The 26,726-nt window shown below is 65.0% G+C and carries 22 protein-coding genes and 1 tRNA gene; 9 read left to right on the top strand and 14 right to left on the bottom strand.

Annotated elements, in window-relative coordinates; translation table 11 throughout:
- Positions 1 to 20: 20 nt before the first annotated feature.
- The 5 genes from ACIQF4_RS14180 to ACIQF4_RS14160 form a co-directional block, all read right to left on the bottom strand.
- Positions 21 to 1,532, bottom strand: a complete 1,512-nt coding sequence (locus ACIQF4_RS14180; protein ID WP_400516377.1) for a CoA-acylating methylmalonate-semialdehyde dehydrogenase — start codon at positions 1,530 to 1,532, stop codon at positions 21 to 23.
- A gap of 45 nt (positions 1,533 to 1,577) precedes the next feature.
- Positions 1,578 to 3,530: a 3D-(3,5/4)-trihydroxycyclohexane-1,2-dione acylhydrolase (decyclizing) gene (gene iolD / locus ACIQF4_RS14175; RefSeq protein ID WP_400516378.1), complete on the bottom strand. Its 1,953-nt coding sequence runs from the start codon at positions 3,528 to 3,530 to the stop codon at positions 1,578 to 1,580.
- A gap of 40 nt (positions 3,531 to 3,570) precedes the next feature.
- Entirely contained in the window at positions 3,571 to 4,521 is a 951-nt protein-coding gene (locus tag ACIQF4_RS14170; RefSeq protein WP_400516379.1) for a deoxyribose-phosphate aldolase, read from the bottom strand.
- Positions 4,518 to 5,519 carry a 5-dehydro-2-deoxygluconokinase gene (gene iolC / locus ACIQF4_RS14165; protein ID WP_400516380.1) on the bottom strand — a complete coding sequence of 334 codons (1,002 nt, stop codon included), beginning with the start codon at positions 5,517 to 5,519 and terminating at the stop codon, positions 4,518 to 4,520. The genes ACIQF4_RS14170 and iolC overlap by 4 nt, the downstream gene beginning before the upstream one ends.
- Before the next feature lie 208 nt (positions 5,520 to 5,727).
- Positions 5,728 to 6,132: a tautomerase family protein gene (locus ACIQF4_RS14160; RefSeq protein ID WP_400516382.1), complete on the bottom strand. Its 405-nt coding sequence runs from the start codon at positions 6,130 to 6,132 to the stop codon at positions 5,728 to 5,730.
- A 194-nt stretch (positions 6,133 to 6,326) separates the two neighbouring features.
- Between ACIQF4_RS14160 and ACIQF4_RS14155 the strand changes: the two genes are divergently transcribed.
- Both ACIQF4_RS14155 and ACIQF4_RS14150 read left to right on the top strand, forming a co-directional pair.
- Entirely contained in the window at positions 6,327 to 6,632 is a 306-nt protein-coding gene (locus tag ACIQF4_RS14155; RefSeq protein ID WP_374152994.1) for an ArsR/SmtB family transcription factor, read from the top strand.
- Between the two features lie 15 nt (positions 6,633 to 6,647).
- Entirely contained in the window at positions 6,648 to 7,130 is a 483-nt protein-coding gene (locus ACIQF4_RS14150; protein WP_400516383.1) for an SRPBCC family protein, read from the top strand.
- Between the two features lie 145 nt (positions 7,131 to 7,275).
- Here ACIQF4_RS14150 and sucD read toward each other — a convergent pair whose 3' ends face one another.
- From sucD to pcrA, 4 genes are all read right to left on the bottom strand, one after another.
- A complete protein-coding gene (sucD, locus tag ACIQF4_RS14145; protein WP_231456441.1) occupies positions 7,276 to 8,178 on the bottom strand; it encodes a succinate--CoA ligase subunit alpha in 903 nt (300 codons plus the stop codon).
- An 11-nt stretch (positions 8,179 to 8,189) separates the two neighbouring features.
- Entirely contained in the window at positions 8,190 to 9,359 is a 1,170-nt protein-coding gene (sucC, locus tag ACIQF4_RS14140; RefSeq protein WP_400516384.1) for an ADP-forming succinate--CoA ligase subunit beta, read from the bottom strand.
- A gap of 242 nt (positions 9,360 to 9,601) precedes the next feature.
- Entirely contained in the window at positions 9,602 to 10,279 is a 678-nt protein-coding gene (locus ACIQF4_RS14135; protein WP_400516385.1) for a hypothetical protein, read from the bottom strand.
- Positions 10,280 to 10,283: 4 nt separating this feature from the next.
- On the bottom strand, positions 10,284 to 12,848 hold the full coding sequence (gene pcrA, locus ACIQF4_RS14130; RefSeq protein WP_400516416.1) for a DNA helicase PcrA: 2,565 nt from the start codon (positions 12,846 to 12,848) through the stop codon (positions 10,284 to 10,286).
- A gap of 280 nt (positions 12,849 to 13,128) precedes the next feature.
- Here pcrA and ACIQF4_RS14125 point away from each other — a divergent pair, with 280 nt between their 5' ends.
- Positions 13,129 to 14,658, top strand: a complete 1,530-nt coding sequence (locus ACIQF4_RS14125) for a DUF222 domain-containing protein (protein ID WP_400516417.1) — start codon at positions 13,129 to 13,131, stop codon at positions 14,656 to 14,658.
- 38 nt (positions 14,659 to 14,696) lie between these two features.
- Here the strand turns inward: ACIQF4_RS14125 and ACIQF4_RS14120 are convergent, their stop codons facing one another.
- On the bottom strand, positions 14,697 to 15,527 hold the full coding sequence (locus ACIQF4_RS14120) for an inositol monophosphatase family protein (protein WP_350004829.1): 831 nt from the start codon (positions 15,525 to 15,527) through the stop codon (positions 14,697 to 14,699).
- Positions 15,528 to 15,559: 32 nt separating this feature from the next.
- Between ACIQF4_RS14120 and ACIQF4_RS14115 the strand changes: the two genes are divergently transcribed.
- Positions 15,560 to 16,195 carry a hypothetical protein gene (locus tag ACIQF4_RS14115; protein ID WP_400516386.1) on the top strand — a complete coding sequence of 212 codons (636 nt, stop codon included), beginning with the start codon at positions 15,560 to 15,562 and terminating at the stop codon, positions 16,193 to 16,195.
- On the opposite strand, the gene ACIQF4_RS14110 is transcribed toward ACIQF4_RS14115, so the two are convergent.
- Positions 16,188 to 16,943, bottom strand: a complete 756-nt coding sequence (locus ACIQF4_RS14110) for a DUF998 domain-containing protein (protein ID WP_400516387.1) — start codon at positions 16,941 to 16,943, stop codon at positions 16,188 to 16,190. The genes ACIQF4_RS14115 and ACIQF4_RS14110 overlap by 8 nt on opposite strands.
- Positions 16,944 to 17,025: 82 nt before the next feature.
- On the opposite strand from ACIQF4_RS14110, the gene ACIQF4_RS14105 reads away from it, so the two are divergent.
- The 3 genes from ACIQF4_RS14105 (at position 17,026) to ACIQF4_RS14095 (ending at position 18,013) form a co-directional block, all read left to right on the top strand.
- Positions 17,026 to 17,098 (top strand) — tRNA-Arg (locus tag ACIQF4_RS14105).
- Position 17,099: 1 nt separating this feature from the next.
- On the top strand, positions 17,100 to 17,597 hold the full coding sequence (locus ACIQF4_RS14100) for a DUF6314 family protein (protein ID WP_400516388.1): 498 nt from the start codon (positions 17,100 to 17,102) through the stop codon (positions 17,595 to 17,597).
- Positions 17,594 to 18,013, top strand: a complete 420-nt coding sequence (locus ACIQF4_RS14095) for an NUDIX domain-containing protein (protein ID WP_350004836.1) — start codon at positions 17,594 to 17,596, stop codon at positions 18,011 to 18,013. Before ACIQF4_RS14100 ends, ACIQF4_RS14095 begins: the two co-directional genes overlap by 4 nt.
- Here ACIQF4_RS14095 and ACIQF4_RS14090 read toward each other — a convergent pair.
- Both ACIQF4_RS14090 and ACIQF4_RS14085 read right to left on the bottom strand, forming a co-directional pair.
- On the bottom strand, positions 18,010 to 19,923 hold the full coding sequence (locus ACIQF4_RS14090) for an ABC transporter ATP-binding protein (protein WP_400516389.1): 1,914 nt from the start codon (positions 19,921 to 19,923) through the stop codon (positions 18,010 to 18,012). The two genes, ACIQF4_RS14095 and ACIQF4_RS14090, sit on opposite strands and share 4 nt — an antisense overlap.
- Complete coding sequence (locus ACIQF4_RS14085) at positions 19,920 to 21,590, bottom strand: ABC-F family ATP-binding cassette domain-containing protein (protein WP_400516390.1); 1,671 nt, start codon at positions 21,588 to 21,590, stop codon at positions 19,920 to 19,922. The genes ACIQF4_RS14090 and ACIQF4_RS14085 overlap by 4 nt, the downstream gene beginning before the upstream one ends.
- 249 nt (positions 21,591 to 21,839) lie before the next feature.
- On the opposite strand from ACIQF4_RS14085, the gene ACIQF4_RS14080 reads away from it, so the two are divergent.
- Entirely contained in the window at positions 21,840 to 22,577 is a 738-nt protein-coding gene (locus ACIQF4_RS14080) for a hypothetical protein (protein WP_350004841.1), read from the top strand.
- A complete protein-coding gene (locus tag ACIQF4_RS14075; RefSeq protein ID WP_400516391.1) occupies positions 22,574 to 23,311 on the top strand; it encodes a hypothetical protein in 738 nt (245 codons plus the stop codon). Before ACIQF4_RS14080 ends, ACIQF4_RS14075 begins: the two co-directional genes overlap by 4 nt.
- A gap of 236 nt (positions 23,312 to 23,547) precedes the next feature.
- On the opposite strand, the gene ACIQF4_RS14070 is transcribed toward ACIQF4_RS14075, so the two are convergent.
- Complete coding sequence (locus ACIQF4_RS14070) at positions 23,548 to 26,580, bottom strand: alpha-mannosidase (protein ID WP_400516392.1); 3,033 nt, start codon at positions 26,578 to 26,580, stop codon at positions 23,548 to 23,550.
- Positions 26,581 to 26,726 lie beyond the last annotated feature (146 nt).

The raw sequence follows: 26,726 nt of genomic DNA, 5'->3' as shown, positions 1-26,726 counted from the left end.
TTTCTTGTCGGGCGTGAGGATCAGTTGGACGGGAAGTTGTAGGAAGCGCCGGAGGCGTGGGTGGGTTCGGGCCAGCGGGAGGTGATGACTTTGCCGCGGGTGTAGAAGGAGACGCCTTCGGGGCCGTAGATGTGCTTGTCCCCGAAGAGGGAGTTTTTCCAGCCGCCGAAGGAGTGGTAAGCCACCGGGACGGGCAGGGGAACGTTGATCCCGATCATGCCCACCGTGACGGAGCGCTGGAACTTCCGGGCGTGGGCGCCGGAGGAGGTGAAGATGGCGGTGCCGTTGCCGTACGGGTTGGCGTTGATCAGCGCGATGCCGTCTTCAAGGGTATCCACGCGGACCACCACGAGGACGGGGCCGAAGATCTCCTCGGTGTAGGCAGTCATTTCGGTCTTCACGTGGTCGATCACGGTGGGGCCTACCCAGAAGCCGTCTTCGTGGCCGGGGACCACCAGGTCGCGGCCGTCCACCACCATGGCGGCGCCTGCCTGTTCGGCTTCGGTGACGATCCGTACGATGCGTTCCTTGGAGGCGGGGGTGATTACCGGGCCCATTTCGGCGTCGGGGGCGGTGCCGTTGTCGACCTTGACGGCCAGGGCACGTTCTTCGACCTTCTTGACGATGAGGTCCGCGGCGTCCCCGACGGCGACGGCGACGGAGATGGCCATGCAGCGTTCCCCGGCGGAGCCGAAGGCGGCGGCGGCGAGGTGGTCGGCGGCGTTGTCCAGATCGGCGTCGGGCATCACGATGGCGTGGTTCTTCGCCCCGCCCAGGGCCTGGACGCGCTTGCCGTGCTTGGTGGCGGTTTCGTGGACGTACTGGGCGATCGGGGTGGAGCCGACGAAGGAGATGCCGTCCACGTCAGGGTGGGTCAGGAGCCCGTCCACCGTTTCCTTGTCACCGTGCAGGACCTGGAACACACCGTCGGGCAGGCCTGCCTGCTTCCAGAGTTTGGCCAGCAGCATGGAGGCGGAGGGGTCGCGTTCGGAGGGCTTGAGGATGAACGCGTTGCCCGTGGCGATGGCCATCGGTGCCATCCACAGCGGCACCATCACCGGGAAGTTGAACGGCGTGATGCCGGCAACCACGCCGAGGGGCTCGCGGAAGTTGAAGACATCAATGCCGGTGGAGACCTGGTCCGAGTAGTCGCCCTTGAGCAGCGTGGGGATGCCGCACGCGTACTCGATGACTTCCAGGCCGCGGCCGATCTCACCCTTGGCGTCGGAGAGGACCTTGCCGTGCTCGGCGGTGACCAGCTGGGCGAGCTCGTCCACGTGGGAGGCCACCAGTTCGCGGAATTTGAAGAGCACGGCGGTGCGCTTGGCCAGGGAGATGTCGCCCCAGGTGTCGGCTGCCTTGCGGGCAGCGGCGACAGTGGTGTCCAGGTCGGCCCGATTGGCCAGGCGCAGCTGTGCGGACACGGCGCCGGTGGCCGGGTTGTAGACGGATGTGGTGCGGTCACCCTCGCCGGCGCTTTCGGCGCCGTTGATGAAGTGGTTGATCGTGGAGGTCTCGGTTGTAACAGTCATGGCGACTCTTCCTTGAGTTGTAAGCGTTCGGGTGTCGAAGGGGAATCAGCCGAGCAGCTTGCGCTGGCGGGCCTTGTGGTCGGTGTAGGTCTGGAAAGCCGCTTTCGTGGAGTCCAGTTCCGAGACCTGGGAGACGGGAACGTCCCACCACGACTCTGAACCGGGGGCGTCTAGGAGCGGGTCGGATTCAACGTGGATCAGGATGGGCCCTGTGCCTTCAGGGGCGGCCTTGGCGTCGCGGATGGCCTGCTCGAGTTCGGCGATGACCTTGTCCCCCGGCTCGATCCGGATGACCTTTACGCCCAGGGATTCGGCATTCAAGGCGAGGTCCACTGGCAGGGTCTCCCCGTTGTCGAAGCTGTGATGCTCTTCATCCAGGGCCCGGTACTGGGTGCCGAACCGCTGTGAGCCCAGGGATTCGGACAGCGAACCGATGGAGGCGTAGCCGTGGTTCTGGATCAAGACAACAATCAGTTTGATCCGTTCGGCGACGGCGGTGACCAGTTCGGTGTGCATCATCAGGTAGGAGCCGTCCCCTACCATGACGACGACGTCCCTTACGTCCGCACGGCCGTCGCCAGCCGCCGTCGTGCTTGCTGCGGCCTCAGCCAGGACGGCACGCTTGACGCCCAGGCCACCCGGGATCTCGTAGCCCATGCAGGAGTACGCGTATTCCACGTGGTAGCCGAACGGGTCCCGGACGCGCCACATTTTGTGGAGGTCACCGGGCAGTGAACCCGCTGCGCAGATCACCACGTCGCGGGCGTCCATGGCCCGGCTGGTGGCGCCGATGATCTCGTTCTGCGCCGGCAGCGGCGTGTGCCGGGTATCAAAAGCCTCGTCCACGGTGGCGTCCCAGCGCTTCTTCTCGGCCACAATTTTCTGCTCCAGGTCCGCGCCCACGCGGTAGCCGCCAAGGGCCTGGTTCAGCTTGACCAGTGCCTTGCGGGCGTCGGCCACGATGGGCAGCGTGGTGCCGTGCTTGTAGGCGTCGATCGGGGCGACGTTGATGTTGATGAAGCGCACGTCCGGGTTCTGGAACGCGGTGCGGGACGCGGTGGTGAAGTCCTCGTAGCGCGTGCCGATGCCAATGATCAGGTCCGCCTCGGCAGCGACGGCGTTGGCCGCTGTCGTGCCCGTGGAACCAATGGCTCCGAGGGAGTGCTTGTGGTCCCAGGGCAGGACGCCGACGCCGGCCTGGGTGTTGCCCACCGGAATGCCGGTCAGCTCCACGAACTTCGCGAGTTCCTCGTTCGCGTAGGCGTAGAGGACGCCGCCGCCGGCAATGATCAGCGGCCGCTTTGCAGCACGGATGGCATCAGCAGCGCGGGCGATGTCGTCATCGTCCGCGTCCGGGCGGCGGATCCGCCACTCGCGCTCTGCCAGGAACTCCGCAGGGACGTCGAAGGCCTCCGCCTGGACGTCCTGTGGCAGCGAGATGGTCACGGCGCCGGTCTCCGCCGGATCCGTCAGGACACGCAGGCCATGGTGGAAGGCGGAGAACAGCTGCTCGGGCCGGGAGACGCGGTCGAAGAACTTGGACAGCGGCCGGAACGCGTCATTGACCGTGATGTCGTAGGCGTAGGGCTGCTCGAGCTGCTGGAGCACGGGGTCTGCGGCCCGCGTGGCGAAGGTGTCGCTGGGCAGCAGCAGCACCGGTAAGCGGTTCGTCGTCGCCAGGGCTGCGCCGGTCAGCAGGTTGGAGGAGCCCGGTCCGATGGACGTGCTGATGGCAAAGGTCTGGCGGCGGCGGGTGTGCCGGGCGTATCCAACGGCCTGATGCGCCTGGGCCTGCTCGTTCCGGCCCTGGTAGTACGGCATGATGGCCGGATCCAGCTGCTGGTACTGTTTCAGCGCCTGGCCCACGCCGGCCACGTTCCCGTGCCCGAAAATGCCGAAGGTTCCCGGAATCAGCCGCTCACGGTACTCAACGCCTCCAATGGAGTCCACCGTGTACTGCTTCGAAAGATACTCGACGACGGCCTGGGCGACCGTCATTCTGCGGGTGGCAGTTCCTGATGTTGTTCCCATGGGAAGGCTACTCCGATACTTCTTCGGTTCGGTTTGTGGTGGTGTGGTTCAGCAGTGAGGCAGCAGTAGCCACGGCGCCGGCAACGTCGCCGTCCGCCGGGTACAGGAGCGTCCGGCCAACAGTGAGGCCCTGGACGCCAGGCAGCGCGAGGGCTGCCTGCCAGCTTGCGAAAACCTCGTCCTGGCTGGTGTCCGGATCCCCGCCCAGCAGGACGGTGGGCATGGTGGTGGCCGCCATGACCCGTTCCATGTCCGCCACGACGGGGAGCTTCATCCACGTGTAGGCGCTGGTGGAGCCCAGGCCCTCAGCGATCGCGATCGACTTAATCACCGCGTCCGTAGAAAGGTCGTTCCGGACGCGGCCGTTCTCCCGGACCGAAAGGAAGGGTTCCACCATGGCGACCAGTTTGCGCTCAGCCAGCGAGTCGATGGCCCTGGCGGTGGCTTCAAGGGTGGCAACAGTGTCCGGGTCCCCCAGGCAGATGCGGGTGAGCATCTTGCCGCCGTCGGCACCGAGGGCTTCCAGCGCGGCTGCCGTATGGCCGGTGAAACGGTCGTCCAATTCGTTAACCAGGCCAGCGAGCCCGCCGCGGTTCATCGAGCCGAAGACGAGCTTGCCTTCAAGCGCACCCAGCAGCAGCAGGTCGTCCATGATGTCCGGCGATGCAAGCACGCCATCCACGTCCGGGTTTGCCAGGGCGACCTGCAGCCGGTCCAGGAGCTGCCGGCGGTCTGCCATGGCCACCGGATCATTGCCGACGGCAAGGGCGCCGCGGGCGGGGTGGTCGGCTGCGACGATGAAGTTCTGCCGCCCGTACTTCAGGCCGGGATGGCGGCGCCGAGCCTTCGCTGCCCGGGCTATCGCGTCCGGATCCTCCAGCCTGATAGTGCTCAGGTGGGCGTAGCGGCGCGGGTCGTCGTCCAGCGCATTGTTCGAGGCCAGTGGCGTGAGGGTCACAGTGCTGCTCCTTCGGTGGCAAACTGGCCAGGCACCAGGCGGCCGCGTTCCGCCAGCAGCGAGGTGACCTCAGCCGGCGTCGGCATGGCGTCGGCGCAGGAAAGGCGCGAGGCTACGATTGCGCCGGCGGCGTTTGCATAGTCCAGGACCTGGGCGAGCGGCCAGCCGGACAGCAGTCCGTGGCAGAAGGCGCCACCAAAGGAATCGCCGGCACCGAGGCCGTTGACGGTTTCCACGGGCACGGGGGCGGAGACTACGCGCTCAGTGCGGGTTTTCGCCATGACGCCTTCGGGGCCAAGCTTGACGACGGCGATCTCGACGCCGGCGGCCAGCAGGCAGTCGGCCTGCTCATCGGGGGTTCCCTCCCCTACCGCCACGGCGCATTCCTTGTCGTTGCCAATGGCGACGGTGACGTGCGGCAGGATCTTGGCCACCTCGGCACGCGCTTCCTCTTCAGATGCCCAGAACATGGGCCGGTAGTCGAGGTCAAGGATGGTGAACTGGCCATCTTTGAGGCCAGTCCGGGGCCGGGCCTCGTGTGCCTTGATGTGCGCTGCCCTGCTGGGCTCCTGGCACAGGCCGGTCACAGTGGACCAGAAGATTCCCGCGCTGCGGATGGCGTCCAGGTCCAGCTCTTCCGCCCTGATCTGCAGATCCGGGGCGGTGGGAAAGCGTCCGTAGAAATACAGGGGAAAATCCTCGGGCGGTTGGATCGCGCAGAAGGTGGCCGGGGTCTGGAGGCCGTGCACCGGGATGACGAAAGAATCATCCACCCCGAATTTCTTGAGTTCGCGGTGCAGGTAGGTGCCGAAGGGGTCGTCACCGGTGCGGGTAATAACCCCCGTACGGCGGCCGTGCCTGGCAGCGGCTACAGCGACGTTGGACGGCGATCCGCCAAGGTACTTGCCGAAGGACGTTACGTCTTCCAGGCCAACTCCGATGTCGTTCGGGTAAATATCAACGCTGATGCGCCCGATCGTGAGCAGTTCGTGGGTCACGGTGTTGCGGACCTTTCTCGTTTGAACTCTGTACCTCAACAGTTAGAGCTCCGGTGCCTTGGCTGGCCCTGCCATGAGCGGGGTCACATCCACTACTTTGCCCTAGAATCAATGTCCTGTCAAAGGTTTGTACTGACATGTTTACAACTTGCCATAACGGCCTATTTTGACCGTGCTGGGCTGACCAACAGCCTCGCCGAAGACGACGCTACTTCCGGGGTACGGCCAACTCGCCGGTGACATATTGGGCCCGGCCAAAGCCGAATGACCAGTCGCCGGCAGTATTCTCCACGTAGCCGATGAAGACGTCCTCACCGGAGACGCCCACCTCCGCGAGCTTGTTCGCCACAGCGGCGAAGAGGCGCTGCTTGGCTTCCTGCGAACGGCCTGCCTGGGTGAAAATCTGGATCATCACAACACCGCTTGTCCGCTCGAAACCAAGCCCCGCATCCTGGGCATAAATTTGGCCGTCGGGATGCTCGCTCAGGATGTGGAAGTAATCGCGCTCCGGGATGCCGTACTCGGCAAGGATTGCGTCATGGATCCCCCGGCTCAGCCGCTGCAGATCCTCTCGGCTGCGGCCCTGGTTTACGTCAATACGAACGAGTGGCACTGTCTCTCCTCAAAGTTTGTACTGACATACTAACAAACGCCGTAAACGTGGCGCAAGGAAAGGTATTGCCGGACAGGCGCAGCGGGCCTAATATTAAACAACCGAAAGGTTGATAAATGAAGTAGTTGATTAATAGTTGGGTAGCTAACGGAGTGGCTGTGGAAACCGACGCAAGGGCACTGGATTCGGCGTTTATGGCCCTGGCGGACCCTGTGCGGCGGAGCATCATTGCCCGGCTCAGCCGGGGACCGGCCACCGTAAATGAATTGGCGGAACCCTTCGAAATCTCCAAGCAGGCGGTTTCGAAGCATATCCAGGTACTCGAGCAGGCGGAGCTGGTCACCCGGACCAGGGAGGCCCAACGGCGGCCCGTGCACCTGAATCCCGCGCGGCTTGAGGCGCTCACCGCCTGGATTGACCAGTACAGGTTGGTCCGGGAGGGACAGTTCCGCAGCCTTGATGCCGTGCTTAGGCCACGAGCTGCAGACGGCAGCGAATAGTTCGAAGGAATCATCATGAGCAATTCCCTGAAACTCAGCGTTCCTGAGGGAGTCCCCTTCATCGACTACGAGCGCGAGTTCGATTTTCCGGTCACGGATGTGTTCCGGGCCCACAAGGAACCGGACCTGATTGTCCAGTGGCTTGGCCCGCGGGGCTACAAGATGGAGATCGACCATTACGATTTCCGCACCGGCGGCAGTTACAGCTACCTGCATACCGGACCGGAGGGGGTGCCTTACGAGTTCAAGGGCATCTTCCACACGGTCCGTGAGAACGAGTTCGCCATCCAGACCTTTGAGTTCGGAGGGTACCCGGACGTTGTCAGCCTGGAATTCATGACGTTCGAGGACCTGGGCAATGGCCGGTGCCGCCTCCGCGGGCATTCCGTCTATCCCACGCAGGAGGCCCGCGACGGCATGGCGCAGTCAGGCATGGAAGGCGGCATGTCCGAAGGCTACGAGCGGCTCGATGAGCTGCTCAGCGGGGCAAAGGTGTAGGACGCAAAAGTACGACGACGGGCGGCTACCTTTCGCTTGGAAGGTAACCGCCCGCCGTCGTACTTAAACGGCCACGCGGGGCCGCAAACCCGCCCATCCACGTGTGACGGGCGGGAAGCGACCCCGCGTTGGCTGGTACTGGGTACTAGAGCGCTGCGTAGACTTCGCGCAGCAGCTTGGCGGTCTCGGACGGCGTCTTGCCAACCTTCACGCCAGCGGCCTCGAGTGCTTCCTTCTTGGCCTGGGCGGTTCCTGCGGAACCGGAGACGATGGCGCCGGCGTGGCCCATGGTCTTGCCTTCGGGAGCGGTGAAGCCTGCCACGTAGCCGACAACCGGCTTGGTGACGTTGGCCTTGATGAAGTCGGCAGCGCGCTCTTCAGCGTCGCCGCCGATTTCGCCGATCATCACGATGGCCTTGGTCTCGGGGTCAGCCTCGAAGGCGGCCAGGGCGTCGATGTGGGTGGTGCCGATGATGGGGTCGCCGCCGATGCCGATGGCAGTGGAGAAGCCCAGATCGCGCAGCTCGTACATCATCTGGTAGGTCAGCGTGCCCGACTTGGAAACCAGGCCGATGGGGCCCTTGCCGGTGATGTTGGCCGGGGTGATGCCAACGAGGGCCTCACCCGGGGTGATGATGCCGGGGCAGTTCGGTCCGATGATGCGGGTGACCTGGTTGCCGTCGGCGTCCACGGTGGACTGGGCCAGTGCCCAGAACTCGGCGGAATCCTGGACCGGCACGCCCTCGGTGATGACGACGACCAGGCCGATGCCGGCCTCGATGGCTTCGACCACAGCTGCCTTGGTGAATGCCGGCGGCACGAAGACGATGGAGACGTCAGCGCCGGTTTCGGCCATGGCTTCCTTGACGGTGCCGAAGACAGTGATTTCCTTGTCGCCGTGCAGGACCGTGGTGCCGGCCTTGCGGGCGTTGACGCCGCCAACAATGTTGGTGCCGGCCTTGAGCATCAGGGCGGTGTGCTTGGTGCCTTCGCCGCCGGTGATGCCCTGGACGATGACCTTGGAGTCCTTGTTCAGATAAATAGACATGGTGCGTCCCTTTACTTCGCTGCGTTGGCGAGCTCGGCGGCCTTGTCGGCGCCCTCGTCCATGGTGGCGGCCAGGGTAACCAGCGGGTGGTTGGCCTCGTTCAGGATGCGGCGGCCTTCTTCGACGTTGTTGCCGTCGAGCCGGACTACCAGCGGCTTGTTGGCCGTGTGGCCGAGCTCGGCCAGCGCGCCGACGATGCCCTTTGCGACGGCGTCACAGGCAGTGATGCCGCCGAAGACGTTCACGAACACCGACTTGACCTGCTCGTCGCCCAGGATGACGTCCAGGCCGGCTGCCATGACCTCTGCGGAAGCTCCACCGCCGATGTCCAGGAAGTTGGCGGGCTTGACGTTGCCATGGTTTTCACCGGCGTAGGCAACGACGTCGAGGGTGGACATGACCAGGCCGGCGCCGTTGCCGATGATGCCTACGGAGCCGTCCAGCTTGACGTAGTTCAGGTCCTGCGCCTTGGCCTTGGCCTCGAGGGGGTCGGCAGCGTCCTTGTCTTCAAGGAGGGCGTGCTTGGCGTGGCGGAAGTCGGCGTTCTCGTCCAGCGAGACCTTGCCGTCCAGTGCCACGATCTCTCCCGCGCCGGTCTTGACCAGCGGGTTGACCTCCACCAAGGTGGCGTCTTCCTTCTTGAAGACATCCCAGAGCTTGAGGATCACGGCGGCGACCTTGCCGCGCAGTTCCTCGGCGAAGCCTGCGGCTGCAACGATTTCGTCAGCCTTGGCCTGGTCGATGCCGACGGCGGGATCGATGGCGATCTTCGCCAGCGCCTCGGGGCGTTCGACGGCGAGCTGTTCGATTTCCATGCCGCCTTCAACCGAGCACATGGCCAGGTAGTTCCGGTTGGCCCGGTCCAGCAGCACGGAGAAGTAGTATTCCTCGGCAATGTCCGCACCCTGGGCAATCATCACCTTTTTGACGGTGTGGCCCTTGATGTCCATGCCCAGGATGTTGGAGGCGTGCTCAAATGCCTCGTCGGCGGACTTTGCGACTTTGACGCCGCCGGCCTTGCCGCGGCCGCCAACCTTGACCTGAGCCTTGACAACGGTAACGCCGCCGATCTTCTCGGCAGCTGCCTTTGCTTCTTCTGGGGTGTACGCCACGATGCCGGCAAGCACGGGTACACCGTGCGCCTCGAACATATCGCGCGCCTGGTATTCAAACAGGTCCACGGTTTAGTGTCCTTCTACGTCGAAGTAGTTTCTGTACAGTCGGACACCATCGAAGACGATGACCGGGCTGCGGAATTGCACGCACCGGCGGCCTGTTGGAAACGAGCCACGCGGCGTGATGCTCCATTGGGAACTCTAGTCCTTTGGGAGGACCGGGCCGTCCCAGACTACCCCTTATGTGAGTAAGGACACTATTCTATGGGGCGTAGAAAAACCGCGGATTTACGCGGTTTTTGAGGGCTTCACGGCGCCGGTGCTGTACTTTCCGGGGAGCCTGAAATTAGCTCGTAACGGTCCTCCGAAACGAAGAACCCGACGCCGGCCGAGACGTTTCCGCAGGCTACGCCGCCGTTGTAGGCGGAACAGCGCAGCCCATTGCGTTCGAGGTTCTGCCCGTCACCCAGGACAGCCAGTTCCGCAATGGGTCCGGCCTTGTTTCCGCGGGGGCCGTACGTTGCCTCCATTTGTGTGACGCCGGACCGGCACTCTCCATACGTTGCTTTGTCCGGTGTCAGCAGGGCTACTCCACCCAGATAGCCGAGGTTCGTTCCCGCGCAGTCATCCGCCACATCGCCCGGGACAGGTTTCGGATACTTGGCCAGCTCACAGTGGGCCACCGGCACGATGGCCAGTTTATTGTTTTCGCTGTTGCTGAAGGTGTTTTGCTCATAGGGGAGGTTGATGTGCGGCCCGCGGGCTGCCGTGAGCGAGCACGCCACTGTCCGGTCCTCGGTGACGAAGGACAGGATGTCATCGCCGCCGCCGTAGTCCTGCGGGTCAACAAGCGGCGCCTGTTCCAGCTGCTCCATCGGCGGCAAAGGAGGTGGCGCCACGTATCCAGGATCCTCCACCGTCACGGTGCAGCCTGTTGAAGCCAGCAGGAAAAGGGCGGCGAGCATTCCCCGTACAGTCCGTCGCATGTGTTCAGGCGTCGAGCTTGGTCAGCGGCGCGTACCGCAGCAGCAAACGCTTCTCGCCGACGTCGAACTTCACCTTGGCCACGGTCTTGTCCCCGGCGCCTTCCAACGCCAGGACGGTTCCGTTGCCGAAACTCGTGTGGTTGACCTTGTCCCCCACGCTGACCGCCACGATTTCCTTCTGCGGCTGCACACGGTTCTTCGCAATAGCTGCGGGAACGTCGGCGTTGAATCCGGCTGACGAGTCTGCAGCCGCGCCGCGTGCCGTCCCGGCGCCCCAGAAGGATCCGCTGTAGCGGCTCGAACCGATTGATCCGCCGCCCCACCCGCCGGCCTGCCTGCTGGTTCCCTCGCGCTTCCATTCCAGGAGCTCGGCAGGGATCTCTTCCAGGAACTGGCTGGCAGGGTTGTACTGGCTCTGGCCCCACATGCTCCGGACCTCGGAACGCGTGACGTACAGCCGTTTCCGGGCGCGCGTCAAGCCAACGTAGGCAAGGCGGCGTTCTTCGGCCAGCTCCTTGGGGTCAGTCGCTGACCGCTGGTGCGGAAACAGCCCGTGTTCCATGCCGGTCAGGAACACCACCGGGAACTCGAGTCCCTTGGCGGTGTGCAGTGTCATCAGCGTCACGACGCCCAGTCTTTTGGCTTCCGCCACTGCGGCGTCGACATCTGCACCGGGGGCGTCCGGGATCTGGTCTGCGTCCGCCACCAGCGAGACCTGCTCCAGGAAAGCACCCAGCGACCCTTCCGGGTTCTCCTGTTCGTACTCACGCACCACGGCCACGAGCTCTGCGAGGTTCTCCACCCTGGACTCGTCCTGGGGATCAGTGCTGGAACGCAGCGCGGCCAGGTAGCCGGTCTGCTCCAGGACGGCCTCAAGGGCTGCTGCGGCGCCTGAACCCGCAGCCACTTCGGCCAGGTCGTCCAGCAGCTTCACAAAGCCAAGGACGGCATTGACGGAGCGGGTTGCCATCGCCGGGGCTTGCTCGGCGCGGCGGGCAGCCGCCATGAACGAGATGCGTTCGCGTTGGGCCAATGCCGCCACCGCACCTTCGGCGCGGTCGCCGATCCCCCGCTTCGGCTCGTTGAGCACCCGGCGCAGGTTGACGTCGTCGTCCGGATTCACCAGGACGCGCAGGTAGGCGAGGGCGTCCTTGATTTCCTTGCGCTCATAGAAGCGCGTACCGCCCACCACCTTGTACGGCAGGCCCACCCTTACCAACACGTCCTCGATGGAGCGGGACTGGGCGTTGGTGCGGTAGAAGATTGCGACGTCCCCGGGACGGAGGTTGTCCTCATCCTGGAGCCGGTCAATTTCCTTGGCAATGAACTGGGCTTCGTCGTGCTCGTTCTCGCCCACATAGCCGATGATCTTGTGGCCGTCCCCCTCAGCGGTCCACAACCGTTTTTCGGGGCGGTTGGGGTTCCGTGAAATAACCGAGTTGGCCGCGCTGAGGATGTTCTGCGTGGAGCGGTAGTTCTGCTCCAGCTTGATGGTCCGTGCCTCGGGGTAGTCCTTTTCGAACTCCACGATGTTGCGGATGTCCGCGCCCCGGAAGGCGTAGATGGATTGGTCAGAATCGCCCACGACGGTCAGCTCTGATGCGCCGGGACCTTCGCCGACGATTTCGCGGACCAGGGCGTACTGGGCGTGGTTGGTGTCCTGGTATTCGTCCACCAGGACATGCCTGAACCTCCGGCGGTAGGAGTCGGCGAGGGCCGGGAAGGCCCGGAACATAAACACGGTTTCGGCGATCAGGTCATCGAAGTCCATGGCGTTGGCCTGGCGCAGCCGCTGCGTGTAGCCCTTGTAAACCCCTGCAACAGCCTGCTCGAAAGGATCGTTGTAGTTCGCGGCGGAGGCGTATGAGTCAGCATCGATGAGCTCGTTCTTCAAGGCGGAGATCTTGTGCTGGATTGCCTTGGGCGCAAACTTCTTTGGATCCAGGTCCAGGGCCTTGGACACCTGGGTGACCAGCCGGAGGGAGTCGGCGGAGTCGTATATGGAGAAATTCGATTTCAGCCCCACGTTCGCGGCTTCCTGGCGCAGGATCCGGACGCAGGATGAGTGGAAAGTGGAAATCCACATGATCTTGGCGCGGCCGCCCACAAGCGCCTCGATGCGTTCCCGCATTTCTGCGGCTGCCTTGTTGGTGAAGGTGATCGCGAGGATCTCGCCGTGATGGGCACGCCCCGTGGCGATCAGGTAGGCAATCCTGTTACTGAGCACGCGGGTTTTGCCCGACCCGGCGCCGGCAACGATAAGCAACGCGGAGCCTGCGTGCTTTACCGCTTCCTCCTGCTGCGGGTTCAGCCCTTCCAGCAGCTGGGCCGCATCCGGCCGGCGGTGGCCGTGGCGGTGGCCCTCCCTTTGCTGGCCCTCAGCATGCTCGTCCTCGGCCTGCAGCCCTACCCGCTGCTGTCCCCCTGACAGGCCCATTCCTTGCCGGTTTTCCCACGGCGCAGCACCGCCTGAACCGGCCGCCGTAGCGCCTTCAGGGCGTGACTTGGTGCGGGCAGCCGGCGGGGAAGCAGCCTTGAACGGTCCGTCAGAGTACGGGTCAAACAACATATCCATGGTGCCTACAAGTCTAGGCGGTGGGACCGACACGGACTTCCAGGCTGTGGATTACCGGCTCCACACCCCTCCGCTTTTGCCGGTCCTGGAAGCTTTATCCACATAGCGATCAAGGGTGCGTGCAAGGAGGGCCTTCGGTTGAAAGGCTTCGGTGATGGAAGCCTTAACGACGGCGGCGGCGCCGGTACAAAGTGCAGGGAGCCTCGATGGCACTCGCATTGGTGACGCCGTGAAGGTCCTGGCGTCCGTGCCGATCGCTGCTGACGGTCCGGGGATGATTGATCAGTTGCGGGAGCTTGAGGATCTGAAGTCGCTGGCCGCTGCGAAACAGGCCCGTATTGCTGTGGTTTTCGACGCTGAACAGCGGCGGGAGCAGGCCGCCGCCGGTGTCCCGGTCAAGGAACAAGGCACCGGCGTGGCCGCGCAGGTTGCGCTGGCGCGCCGGGAGTCCCCGGCCCGCGGCAGCCAATTCCTGGGACTGGCCAAAGCCCTCGGCACCGAGATGCCCCGCACCCTGGCCGCGCTGGAGTCCGGGCAGCTGAACGAATGGCGCGCCACCCTCATCGTGAAGGAAACCGCGTGCCTGTCCGCCGAAGACCGGTGCGCCGTGGACGAGGAACTCGCCGCCGACACCGGAACGCTTTCAGGCTGCGGGGACCGGGGCATCATTGCCGCGGTCCGGACGGCCGCGTACCGGCGTGACCCGCACTCGGTGGCGAAACGGGCCAGCCATGCGGTGAATGACCGGACCGTGAGTCTTCGCCCGGCGCCGGACACCATGGCCCGCCTGACCGCCCTGCTGCCCGTCGCCCAGGGGGTCGCCGCCTACGCCGCCCTGACCCGGCACGCGGACACGTTGCGGTCTTCCGGGGACGAACGCTCCCTGGGTGCGATCATGGCCGACCAGCTCGTCGAAAACATCACCGGCACCCCTGGCGGGGTCAGCAGCATCGAGGTCCAGCTCGTCATGACCGACCGCACCCTCTTCCAAGACGACAGCGACTCCGCCCGCCTCGCAGGCTACGGCACCGTCCCCGCCGAATGGGCACGCCAAACAATCCTCAGAGGATTAGGAGAGCTGGAAGCCCCCGGAGTGCGGGGCGGGCCGAAAGCTAAGAGTCAGGGATTGCCAGCCGTGAGGCCCGCCGGTGCCAAACCCGGTAACGTCCGGCCCGCAGGTACAGCGAAAGATATAACGGGAGGTGCGCTGGCCGAGAGGACCCATGATACGGGAGCGGCCGCCGCCGGCGCTGCAGGGACTGAAGTCAGGGGCAGCAGCGACATTGATGTCTGGCTCCGCCGGCTTTACACAGCGCCCGGCAGCGGAGAACTCCTCGCCATGGATTCGAAGGCCCGGCTCTTCCCGCCCGGGCTCCGCCGGTTCCTCCAGGTCCGCGACGATACCTGCCGCACCCCCTACTGCGACGCGCCCATCCGCCACCACGACCACATCATCCCCTGGCACCAGGACGGGCCCACCACCAGCACCAACGGCCAAGACCTCTGCGAAGCCTGCAACCACACCAAAGAAACACCCGGATTCTCCGCCACCCCAGCCCCCGGCCCCAGACACACAGTCGAACTCCAAACCCCCACCGGCCACACCTACCACTCCACAGCACCACCCCCACCCGGCACCGCTCTTGATGCAGGCGGATCGGGTCCGAACTGCACTGACCCGGACACACTGCCGAAGGGCTTAGCGAAGTCCGGCAAGAAAAGGAACCACGGCGTCGTCGTGCTGGGCCGTGTTGTACCGCACCGGCCCCTGGCCGCAGCAGCTGCTGCAGCTGCACCGCCATAGCCCTACCGGCGCAGGCTCAGCAGCCGCGTGGGCGTGGGCTAGGCCACGGAGCCGGACTCGAGGGCTGCACGGAGCTCGCGGACCGCCGTCGTTCCTCCCGCCATGAACCATTCCAGGCCGTTGACGCGCACCGTGTCCACTGCGCCTCCAGCCGCCCGGACAATCGCTTTGCCGGGCAGCCAGTCCCATTCAGGGCAGCTGTGCTGGAACCAGCACCCCAGCTGGCCGTCCGCCACCCGGCCAAGGTCGCAGGAGCCGGAGCCCAACATCCTCAGGGCGGCGGCGGAGGTCGCGGCTGCATGCCACGGCATGGCGCAGAGCGGATCCATCAGCCAGCTGGGGTGGATGTAGGTAGCCGCCCCGAGCTGCGCCGCGGGTGTTGCGTTGCGCTCTCCCCTGTTGTCGTGAAATACCGTCAGCCGTTCACCGTTCAGGCTGGCCGGGTGCTCCCTGCCACCGAGCCAAAGCTTGTCCTCCTCCGGCTGGAAGATGGCACCGAGCAGCACATCGGAGCGGTCCTTCAATGCGATCGCCGAGCACCAGTAGGTTGAGCCATGCAGGAAGTTGTAGGTGCCGTCCACGGGATCGATAACCCAGGTCCGGCCGCTGCTGCCCTGTACGGAGGCGCCCTCCTCCCCCAGGATGCCGTCCTCGGGACGGCAGCGCTGCAGTTGTTCCAGCACATAGGCTTCTGCGGCATGGTCAGCGGCCGTTACTACATCTGAAATGGAGGTCTTCTGCTGCGACTGCAGGCCCGCCATCCGCATGAGCAGTGCCAGCTGCCCGGCCTCCCGCACCAGGGCTGCTGCCAGCTGGTAGTCGTCCAAAGAAGGGTCAAGTTCAACAGCGCTGTGCCGGCCAGTGGTCATGGCTTCAGTTTATGGGGCGCGATAATGAAGCCATGGCCAAAACACCTGCCCAGCGGATCAAGAAGCACGGCTCCAAGGCGGTAGTACCGCAGCACCAGCTTCCGGCCGTGGTGAATCCCACCACGGCGCGCACGCCGGAAAAAGCCCAGAGCAACAGCAGCCTCATCCTGATCGCCGGTGTGGTGGCCAGCCTGTTCCTTTTCTGGTACCTGCACCTGCTGACCCTGGACCAGCTCCGTGACCTCTCCGCGGACCTGGCCATGCCGGACTCGCTCATCGGCGGCTTCGACGCGGCTTACGTCAGCCAGCTCCAGGCGGCCATGAACGACGACGCCCGTGGCCAGCTCAATTACGTGCACAAAACGGCGGGAACCCTGTTCCCGTTGATCTTTGGATTCACCTGGTTGCTGCTGATCGGCACCAACGTAGCCCGTAAAGCCTTGCGCTGGGCTCTCTGGTCCTTGCCGCTGCTGTTCGTCGTGGTCCGGCTCTGGGGCAACGCCGCCATCGACGGAGTGCTGGCATCCGGCACTGCCGATGCCGATGCCGGCCAGGTGGCCCTTGCCTCCGGACTCACGGTGGCCGGCTGGGTACTCCTGGTCCTCAGCCTGCTGGCGGGTGCCGCCGCCGTCTTCCTCGGGGCCCGCCAGCCCAAAGCCGCTAGCTGAGGGCTGCCCGGGCCCGCATCTCCTTGCGGTGCCGGTGGACCTGGCGCGCGATCACCAGTCCTGCGGTGGCCATCCCCAAGGTCACCGGATAGCCCATGAGCCGCTCCAGCGTGCCGGGCTCCGGGATGTCCATTCCCGTCAGGCCCCCTGTCCCCACAGCGGTGAGGGACACGGCACCGCACACCAGGATGAACCAGGCGAAGTTTGTTTTCCACAGCCAGAGGACGCCCAGGACCAGCAAGGCGGCGGCCCCGGCGAGGAAGTACATCACAGCGCCAACAATGTGCCAACCGGAACCCACGTCCTCGGGCACCAGTCCCACGATGACCGTGCCGGCGCCGGCGGTCCCTGTCAGGATCCGGACCCAGACAGCCGCCAGCCACGGCCGCCGCCGCGGCTGCACCCGCAGATCCGCCCGGGCCGCCACGCAGAGCAGCCCGGAGCTCAGCAAAAGGGCACCCAGCAGCATGCCGAGGCCCTGCACCACGAATGAGGCGTTCATGAGCCAGTTCAACGGGGAACAGACCTCGCGGCCGTCAAATATGCCGCAGTTCAGGGCGCCAAGGTCGCTGATGTAGCCGGTCCGCAGGTCATAGGGCCTGGGGCCCGCCCATGCTCCGATTACCGCTGCCTCCGCCGCAAAGTACTGCAGTACGCTCAACACCGACCAGGCGCCGATGTACTGGCGGGTGGACGCGGTGTCCGGAATCAGTGTGGCGGGCCTGGCGGCGGACGGCGCGGAACTCATGCCTTGAGCGTAGTACGGCCCAGCACCTTGTATGCTTGTATCCGTGTCCGGCCGGACTGGCCTGCCGATCCAACGGACGCAAGCCCTCGTAGCTCAGTGGATAGAGCACGGCTCTCCTAAAGCCGGTGTCGTTGGTTCGATTCCAATCGAGGGCACTTGAACTTTCCTCCCCCGGAGTTCGCACTCCGCGCCTACCTCCTTGGCCCCACGCAGCCCGGCCCCGCCGCGGACGCTGACTGTGCCGGGCAGTGGACGGTCCAACGTGACCTGCTGGACCGGGCTGAGGGCACCTGCGGAACCTTCTCCGGCGTCGTACAATTTGTTCCCACGGACGACGGCGGCCTTGCCTTCCGTGAAGAAGGCACCATGCGCTGGCCCTCCTTCACGGGCCCCGCCTCCCGCGAGTACCTGCTGCGGACCACCAGGAGTCCGGATGCGCTCGACGTGTTATTCCCGGACGGCCGACCCTTCCACCGGATGAGCTTCGCCCCGGAGTCCAACCTTGACAACCACTGGTGCGATCCCGATACCTACCGTGTCACCTACGTCTATGAGGGCGGGGACAGGTTCAGCTATACCTGGGATGTCCAGGGCCCGCGCAAGGACCTGCTGCTGACGTCACACCTGGTTCGCAGGGACGGTGCGGCAGCATGAAGAACCGCATCGTGGTTTCGGCCGTCTGCGTCTTCGACAGGGCAGGCCGCCTCCTGACAGTAAGGAAGCGCGGCACTGCCATGTTCATGCACCCCGGCGGCAAGCCCGAGGCCGGGGAGACAGCTGTCCAGGCGGCGGCGCGGGAACTCGCCGAAGAAGTGGGCATCGTCCTCGACCCGCAGGATTTGAAGCTGATGGGCGTGTGGATCGCCGACGCGGCAAATGAGGCCGCCACGGACATCGAGGCAACAGTTTTCCTGGCCCCCGGAGTGTGGGAGGCCCACCCCTCGGCGGAGATCGCCGAGATCAGGTGGCTGGAACTGGGCGCCGAGCCCACCCAGGACCTTGCCCCGCTGCTGACAGACCACATCCTCCCGGAACTCGGCAGCTCCGGCAGCACGGCCAGTCAGGCCTAGAGTTCGGGAACTGCTTCCTGGGCCACAGCCGTTGCCTCGTTGAACTGCGTGCGGTAGAGCTCGGCGTACCGTCCCTCGGCAGCCAGGAGCTCGGTGTGGGTCCCGCGTTCAACAATCCGGCCGTCCTCCACCACCAGGATGGCGTCCGCAGCCCGGACGGTGGACAGCCGGTGCGCAATCACGACGGCGGTGCGCCCCTCAAGTGCGGCGCCCAGGGCAGCCTGCACGGCTGCCTCATTGGTGGAGTCGAGCGCCGCCGTCGCCTCATCGAGGATGACCACGCGGGGCTGGGCGATCAGCAGCCGGGCGATGGTGAGCCGCTGGCGTTCACCGCCGGAAAGCCGGTAGCCGCGCTCCCCCACCACGGTGTCCAGACCGTCCGGGAGGGACCGGATCATGGCTTCCAGCCGGGCCTGCCGGATGGCCTCCCACATGTCCTCTTCGCTTGCGTCCGGCCGGGCAAGCCGCAGGTTGGAGGCAATGCTCTCGTGGAACAGGTGGCCGTCCTGGGTCACCATGCCCAGCGTTTCCCGCATCGAGTCGAAAGTCAGGTCCCGGACGTCCACCCCGGTTCCGGGCCGCAGGCCACCAAAGCGGACGGCGCCGGAATCGACGTCGTAAAGCCGGGCCAGCAGCTGGGCGATGGTTGACTTGCCGGCGCCCGAAGAGCCCACCAAGGCCACCGTCTGCCCAGGCTCAACCCGGAAGCTGACCCCGTGCAGGACTTCCTCTCCGCCGCGGGTATCCAGGGTGGAGACGTCTTCGAGGGAGGCCAGGGACACCTTGTCCGCTGAGGGATAGGAGAACCGGACGTCGTCGAACTCCACGGAGAGCGGGCCGCGCGGCGATTCCACAGCGCCCGGCTTCTGGCTGATGAGCGGCTTGAGGTCAAGGATTTCGAAGACGCGCTCGAAGCTGACCAGGGCACTCATGATTTCCACCCGCGCGTTGGAGAGTGCCGTGAGCGGGGCATAGAGCCGGGTGAGCAGCAAAGCCAGCACCACCACGTCACCCGCGGCCAGCTGCCCTCCCAGCGCCAACCAGCCGCCCAGGCCGTAGACCAACGCCAGTGCCAAGGCGGAGACCAAGGTCAGGGCCGTCACGAAGGTGAACTGGAGCATCGCCGTGCGCACACCGATGTCCCGCACACGACCGGCCCGGAGCGCGAACTCACGGGACTCCTCGTCCGGGCGCCCGAAAAGCTTCACCAAGGTGGCGCCGGGGGCGGAAAAGCGCTCAGTCATCTGCGTGCCCATGGTGGCGTTGTGCTCGGCGGCCTCGCGGCGCAGCTCGGCAAGCCTCGAACCCATCCTGCGGGCGGGGAGGAGGAAGATCGGCAGCAGGATCATGGCCAGCACAGTTACCAGCCAGGACTTGTTCAGCATCACCACCAGCGTCAGGGCCAAGGCCACCACATTGCTGACCACCCCGGAGAGCGTGCCGGCGAAGGCCGCCTGCGCACCGATCACATCGTTGTTGAGCCGGCTCACCAGCGCACCCGTGCGGGTCCGGGTGAAAAAGGCGATAGGCATCTTCTGTACGTGGTCGAACACCTTGGTGCGCAGGTCCAGGATCACGCCCTCGCCGATCGAAGAGGACAGCCAGCGAGTTACAAGCCCTAGCCCTGCCTCGGCCACGGCCACGACCGCGATCAGTATTGCCAGCCAAATTACTGTGCCGGCGTCTGCCTTGGCGATAATCGCGTCCACTACCTGGCCGGCGAGCACCGGCGTTGCCACCGCCAGGACAGCCATCACAATGGACAGCAGAACGAAGGCGATCAGCCGGCTGCGGTGCGGCCGGGCGAAGCCAAACACCCGTTTGAGGAGCTCCTTGGAAAACGGCTTGGAGCCGTTGGAGGCGCGGGTGATGTTGTAGAGGGAGCTCCAGGCAACCCTGTCCATGCTCATTTTTTGGTGCCTTTCGGGGCGCTGGCGGCCAACACTTCGGTGACCACGCCGTCAACAACATTCCAACGTACATCCAGCCGCACGTTTTCCAGCAGCCTGCGGTCGTGGGTAACCAGCAGCAGCGCGCCCTCGTAGCTTTCCAGGGCTTCCTCGAGCTGCTCAATGGCAGGCAGGTCCAGGTGGTTGGTGGGCTCGTCCAGGACAAGGAGGTTAACACCCCTGGCCTGGAGCAGCGCCAGCGCAGCCCTTGTCCGCTCGCCCGGCGACAGGGATTCAACCGTCCGTGACGTGTGGTCGGCTTTGAGCCCGAACTTCGCCAGGAGCGTGCGGACCTCGGCCGGATTAAGGTCCACGAGGACTGCCTCCACGGCGCCGCCCAGGGTCAGCTCGCCGGCAAGCAGTCCGCGGGCCTGGTCGATCTCCCCGACGGCCACGGAAGATCCCATCGTGGCACTGCCGGAGTCAGGCTCGACGCCGCCCAGCAGCAGCCGCAGCAGCGTGGACTTACCGGCACCGTTGGGACCGGTGATACCGATCCGCTCCCCTGCGTTGAGCTGCAGGTTAACCGGGCCCAAAGTGAAGTCGCCCTGCCGGACCACAGCGTCGCGGAGCGTGGCCACCACTGAGCTGGACCGCGGCGCCTTACCGATGGAGAACTGCAGCTGCCATTCCTTCCGCGGCTCCTCCACCACGTCCAGCCGCGAGATCCGCGATTCCATCTGCCGCACTTTCTGGGCCTGTTTCTCGGAGGACTCCGTGCTGGCCGCGCGTCGGATCTTGTCATTGTCCGGGCTCTTCTTCATGGCGTTCCGGACGCCCTGGGAGCTCCATTCACGCTGGGTCCGCGCCCGGGACACCAGATCGGCCTTGGTGGCCGCAAATTCCTCGTACTTCTCCCGGGCGTGCCGCCTGGCAACTGCCCGTTCCTCCAGGAAGGCGTCGTAGCCGCCGTCGTACACGCCCACGGCGTTCTGCGTCAGGTCCAGCTCCACCACAGTCGTGACACATCGCGCAAGGAACTCGCGGTCATGGCTGACCAGCACTACACCGCCGCGCAGGCCTGTGACGAAGTCCTCCAGTTTGGCGAGGCCTTCAAGGTCAAGATCGTTGGTGGGCTCGTCCAGCAGCACCACGTCAAACCGGCTGAGCAGCAGCGCCGCCAGCGCAACCCGCGCAGCCTGCCCGCCGGAGAGGCCGGTCATTGCAGCGTCCGGTCCGGTCTCCAGGCCAAGGTCCGCGAGGACAGCAGGAATCCGGTCATCAAGGTCGGCAGCCCCGGAGGCCATCCATCGGTCGAAGGCGAGCGCGTAGGCGTCGTCCGCTCCGGGCGCGCTGCTGCCAAGGGCCTCAGCCGTGGATTCCATTTCGGCGGTGGCCTGCGCACTGCCGGTGCGCCGGGCAATGTACCCCGCCACTGTTTCGCCGGGCACGCGCTCGTGTTCCTGCGGAAGCCAGCCCACGAACGCATCGGCCGGGGCGAGGCTGACGGAGCCTTCCTGCGGCTGGTCCACGCCGGCGAGGAGCCGCAGCAGCGTGGATTTCCCCGCTCCGTTGGCACCCACCACGCCCACCACGTCCCCGGGTGCCACTGTCAGGGAGAGCCCGGAGAAAAGCTGCCGGTGGTCGTGACCGCCGGAAACGTCCTTCGCTACGAGGGTTGCAGTCATCGTTCTATCCTTTCGCCACCGCGTCCGCAGCGGGTTTCCTGCCCGGACACTGGCTGGCAGGGCCCTGACATGTACCCGGAGGAAGGAGCGCGGGCGGCAGGACATGAAAGAACCCGCTGGTCCGGACTTGGGGGGTGTACGGACCAACGGGCTCGACCATCAAGCATAGTCGAAACGGCACCACGGGTAAAACCGCCTCGAAGCAGCACGCTAAAATCGACACACCATCCGTTCTGCAGAGAGCCCTCCATGACCATCCCCGCCAAGGCGTTCCAGCGGTGGCTGCAAGGCATTGCGCCGGACGTCAGCACGGCTGACGTCTGCAGGATCTCAGGGATCAAGCGGACTACCCTGGCCCAGCAACTGGTCCGAGGAAAAGTCTCGGTCAGCACCGTGGTCAGCATCAGCCGCGCCTACAACGTCAATCCGCTCGCGGCCCTGGCCACTTTCGAGGCATACCGGGACCTGGCCGGTCCCCAGGCTCCGCCAACGCGTTGCGAACTTGTCAGCCAGGTTTCCACGGCCGATCTCCTGCGGGCTGTCCTTGCGCGTCCGGCGATGGAGCCCACCGGCGCTGCCGGGGCAGCGTCAGCACCCCTTACCGCCGCCCCGCACGCCACCTCGGTGAAGAACTGGGTTGACGCCATCGACGACGGCGAAGTGCGACACCGCGTTTCGGCGGCCACGGGAGTGGCGCCGCAGAACTATTCGGCGCAGCTGACCGCCAACCGGCTGTCTCCGGAGCTGGCGCTTGCCACTGCCCTTGCTGCCGGCGTAGGACCGGCCGGCGGCCTGGTGGCAACCGGCCTGATCACCGAAGAGGAAGCGGGCTGGCCGCCGGGTGCGCGGCAGGCCGCCTTGGACAGCCTGTCCGACGGCGACCTCTCCGCCTTGGCGGGTGACCGGCTGCAGGCATTGGGCAAGGTGCTGCGACGCCAGGAGCAGGACCAAGCGCAAACTGAAAAAATTTGGGAGAACCTGGGATGATCGACATTCTTCAATGGGCCACGCTGGCCATCTGCGCGCTCACTGCAGCAGCCCGGGTGCCCAGCGCTGTCCGGGGAGAGAACAGGTCGCTGTTCTACATCTTTGCACTGATGACCATCGCCATCCTCTTGAGCATCGAAGCCCCCTACGTGGCCATCGACCAGGCCCTGGGCGGAATCAACCTTGCCAACCTGCTGCTCCGCTTCATCATCTTCGCAGCCATCTACTTCGTGGGGATCCGGGTCACCCGCGGTTTCGGCGCCGACAGCGCGTACCGGCTTATCACGGGAAAGGCCGGCATGGTTGTGCTGCTGGTCATTTCCGTTGTGCTCGTGGCCCTGTTCTTCATGATGGACACTGTGGGGTCCTCGGCAGGACTTGCCGCACCGTCCGTGAGAACCCAACACAACGCTGTTTTGGCGCAGTACTACGGTGCGGCTGGACGCGCCTATCCAGGCTATGTAGCGCTGGTCCTCCTTCCGGCTATGGTCAGGGCTGTCCGGAGCCGCTTGCCGGTGATGGTAAGGGTCGCCGCAGGCCTTCTTGCCCTGGGTGGGCTTGCCATCGGGGTCAGCTTGCTCTTTCCCTTCGTGCCTCCGGGAGGAGGCGCCATCAAGTTTGTGGTCAATTACACCGCCGTGCTGTGCTACGTCCTTGGCCTGGCACTGATCTGGGCGGCACGGGTGCAGAACAGAAAGACCTCATCGGCGAAAAGGACATATACCGAAAAGTAACCCTGCCGGCTTTCACAAATTCATTAGAATGTGAAACAATCATGAATGTGTGAAGGTGGAGCGCAGGTCGTTTTCGAACGGGGATAAATTCCAAAACGTTGGCCGCTCCGGGGGCCTTCACACCTATTGGGGGGATGAGTGGTGGCGGCCGTTGGGGACCGCCCCCACTCAGCCTGGTTAAAAGACTGTTTGGGCGCGTGAATCCATAGTTCCATGCGCTGCAGAAGCGGCTGCCCCTAGGCGCGGGCGAACCGCAGGGTAACCAACTGGAACGGCCGCAGGCCCAGTTCCGCTCCGTCAGCGCACGCTTCCACGCCCGGCGCCTCGAGCGGACGCTCCAACAAATCCACTGGAGTAACGTCCCGCAGGGAAAAGTTAGCGGTCAACTTTCCTGCCGACCGCTGGCCCAAGGACTCGTAGAGGCGGACAATCACGTCCCCGGAGCCGTCCTCCGCCAGCTTGACGGATTCAATCACCAAGGCGGGGTTCGTTACCGAGAACAACGGTTCCGCCGGCGAACCGCCGTGAACCAGCCGGGGAACAAGATTCGTTCGGTAACCTTCCTCCACGGCGTCGGCAATGTCCGCCCCCGGGCGGATGGTGACGGTCAGCTCATGCACCCCGCGATCAGCCTCCGGATCGGGGAACTTGGGAGCGCGCAACAGCGACAGGCGCACGGTAGTGGTGGTGCCGCCGTCGTCATCCCTGATGTTCCGCGCGACGTCGTGCCCGTAGGTGGACGAGTTGGAAATCGCCACACCATAGCCCGGCTCCGCCACATGGATCCACCGATGCGCACAGATCTCGAACTTCGCCGTTTCCCATGAGGTATTGGTGTGGGTGGGCCGGAACACGTGGCCAAACTGCGTTTCCGCAGCGGACCTGTCCGCCCGGACGTCCAGGGCGAAGCCGAGCTTCAACAGCTTCTCGCGTTCCTGCCAGTCCACCGAGGTGGCGATTGAGAGGGATGGACTCCCTGCAGCAAGCGTGATGCGCTGGGTAATGGTGGATGACCCGGCAAGCCGCTCCACGAGTACGACGGCGTCTGTCCCCTCATGAACAAGGCGTACGGAAGCGGCTCCGGTCAGTGGCGTGACGTTCCGCCGGTAGAACTCGTCGATGTCCCAGGCGTCCCACTCGTTGGGAGTATCGCGGTGAAGTTCAAGCAGGTTACCGCGCTGGCCGGGAGCAATTGATTCGCGTCCGCTGGCGCGGTCCACCAGCGAGGCGAGAAGCCCGTCGGCGTCCAGGACAGCGCGGATGACTCCGTTGTCCAGGACGAAGCCCCCGTTATGGGCGTCGGCCTGGACCGCGCCATCCGCCGAAGCCGGCTCGCCTGCGGCCAATGCAGGCACTCCGTCCCTGGCATGGGGCGCAGCGTTCAGCAGGAAGGTCCGCTCGCCGCTGCCCAGCACGGCGGCGGCAGCCTCATCGATGATGGCCTCAAGGGCATTACTGACGGCCTGGTAGTTCCGCTCGGCATCCTGATGGACCCAGGCGATGGAGCTCCCGGGAAGAATATCGTGGAACTGCTGCAGGAGGACCAGCCTCCACAGACGCTTGAGTTCCGCAGCCGGATAGGCGAAGCTGCCGCCGGTGCGCACAGCAGCCGTTGTGCACCACAATTCGGCTTCCCGCAGCAGGTGCTCACTGCGGCGGTTCCCCTTTTTGGTTCTGGCCTGGCTGGTGTAGGTTCCACGGTGCAGCTCGAGGTACATCTCGCCCACCCACACGGGCAGGACCGGGTAATCAGCCTCGGCCTGCGTGAAGAAGCTTTCCGCGGAGCCGATCCGGACCTTCGGGGAGCCTTCCAGGTCCGCGGCGCGTGACGCAGCCGCCAGCATTTCCCGCGTTGGTCCGCCGCCGCCGTCGCCGTAGCCGAACGGCACCAGTGACACGCTGCCGTGGCCGTGGTCGCGGTAATTCCGCTCCGCGTGCGCAAGTTCACGCCCGCTCAACTCCGAATTGTAGGTATCCACAGGCGGGAAGTGGGTGAAGAGCCGGGTGCCGTCGATGCCCTCCCAGTTGAAAGTGTGGTGCGGCATCCTGTTGATCTGGTTCCAGGAAATTTTCTGGGTCAGGAACCAGCGGCTGCCGGCAGACTTGACGATCTGCGGCAGCGCCGCAGAATACCCAAACGAATCCGGCAGCCAGGCCTCCTGGCAGTCCACACCGAATTCCGCCAGGAAGAAGCCCTTGCCTTCCACGAACTGCCGCGCCATTGCTTCGCCGCCGGGCATGTTGGTGTCCGATTCAACCCACATCCCGCCCACGGGAACGAACTGGCCGGCACGGATTTTCTCGCGGATGCGGGCGAAGAGTTCTGGGTAGAACTCCTTGATCCAGGCGAACTGCTGGGCTGAGGAGCAGGAAAAGACAAAATCGGGGTTTTCATCCATCAGTGCCACGACATTGGAAAACGTCCTGGCGCATTTCCGGACAGTCTCCCGGACCGGCCAGAGCCAGGCAGAATCAATGTGGGCATGCCCGGTTGCCACCAGCTGGTGCGCAGAAGCATAGGCCGGGCGGGCAAGTACTTCCGCGAGCGCTTCGCGTCCCGCAGCGGCCGTCCCGGCAACATCGTCGGGATCCATGATGTCCATCATGCGCTCGAGGGCCCTGAGGATCTCGTGCCGCCGGGGCAGCTCAAGGGGCAGCACCGCCATGAGACCCGAAAGGGTGGAAACATCCTGCTGCAGTTCCCAAACGTTCTGGTTCAGTTCTGCAATGGCGATGCTTCCCAGCCTGTATTGCGGTGCTGTCCCGGCCGTTGACTTGTCGCCGTAGGGCGTGGCAGCGAAGGTCCAGCCCTGGGCGACGTCGGGATTCGCCGCAGCCTCAACGTAGAAGTCCACCGCCATGCCGCCGCCCAGGAGCTTCAGCGGAATGTACTGGTTCCGGGGCGAAACCGCCTTGATGATGCTGCCGTCCGGCCGCCACGCGATGCCCTCGCACTGAAAGCCGGGTATTTCGACCGTAAACCCAAGGTCCACGAGCACTTCAACAGTGGTGTCCGGTTCCGTGCCCCACGATTCGGGGACCTCCCCTTGGAGGCGGAGCCACTTGGTGCCCCACGGTTTCCCCCACAACGCTCCGTGTTCCTGGGGCTGGAACTCCTGCCGCATGGCGTCCAGCGCCGGGACGGGTTCATCCGGGGCATCCCAGCTGCTCAGTGTGAGGGGAAGTGTCCGGCTGTAGACCGCAGGGGTAATACGCTCCCGCACGAACCTATGCAGGCGCACTTCCGTGATCCGGCGGTCGTCATGCAATGTGTGCCCTCTTTAGCGTTTGGGACTGGATCCTAGTGTCCATTCGATGGATAAATCTACCTGCTGGTACCCCGTTTACCAACCCTTTTGAAACCGTTTCCCGGACTGTTTCCGGCGTGCTCCGGGAGTGCTCCGGGACTGCACGG

The sequence above is a fragment of the Pseudarthrobacter sp. NPDC092202 genome, from assembly GCF_044755505.1.
In the GTDB taxonomy this organism is placed as follows: Bacteria; Actinomycetota; Actinomycetes; order Actinomycetales; family Micrococcaceae; genus Arthrobacter.
The sequence above is the reverse complement of the archived record's forward strand: the minus strand, read 5'-3'. Positions and strand labels throughout refer to the sequence as shown.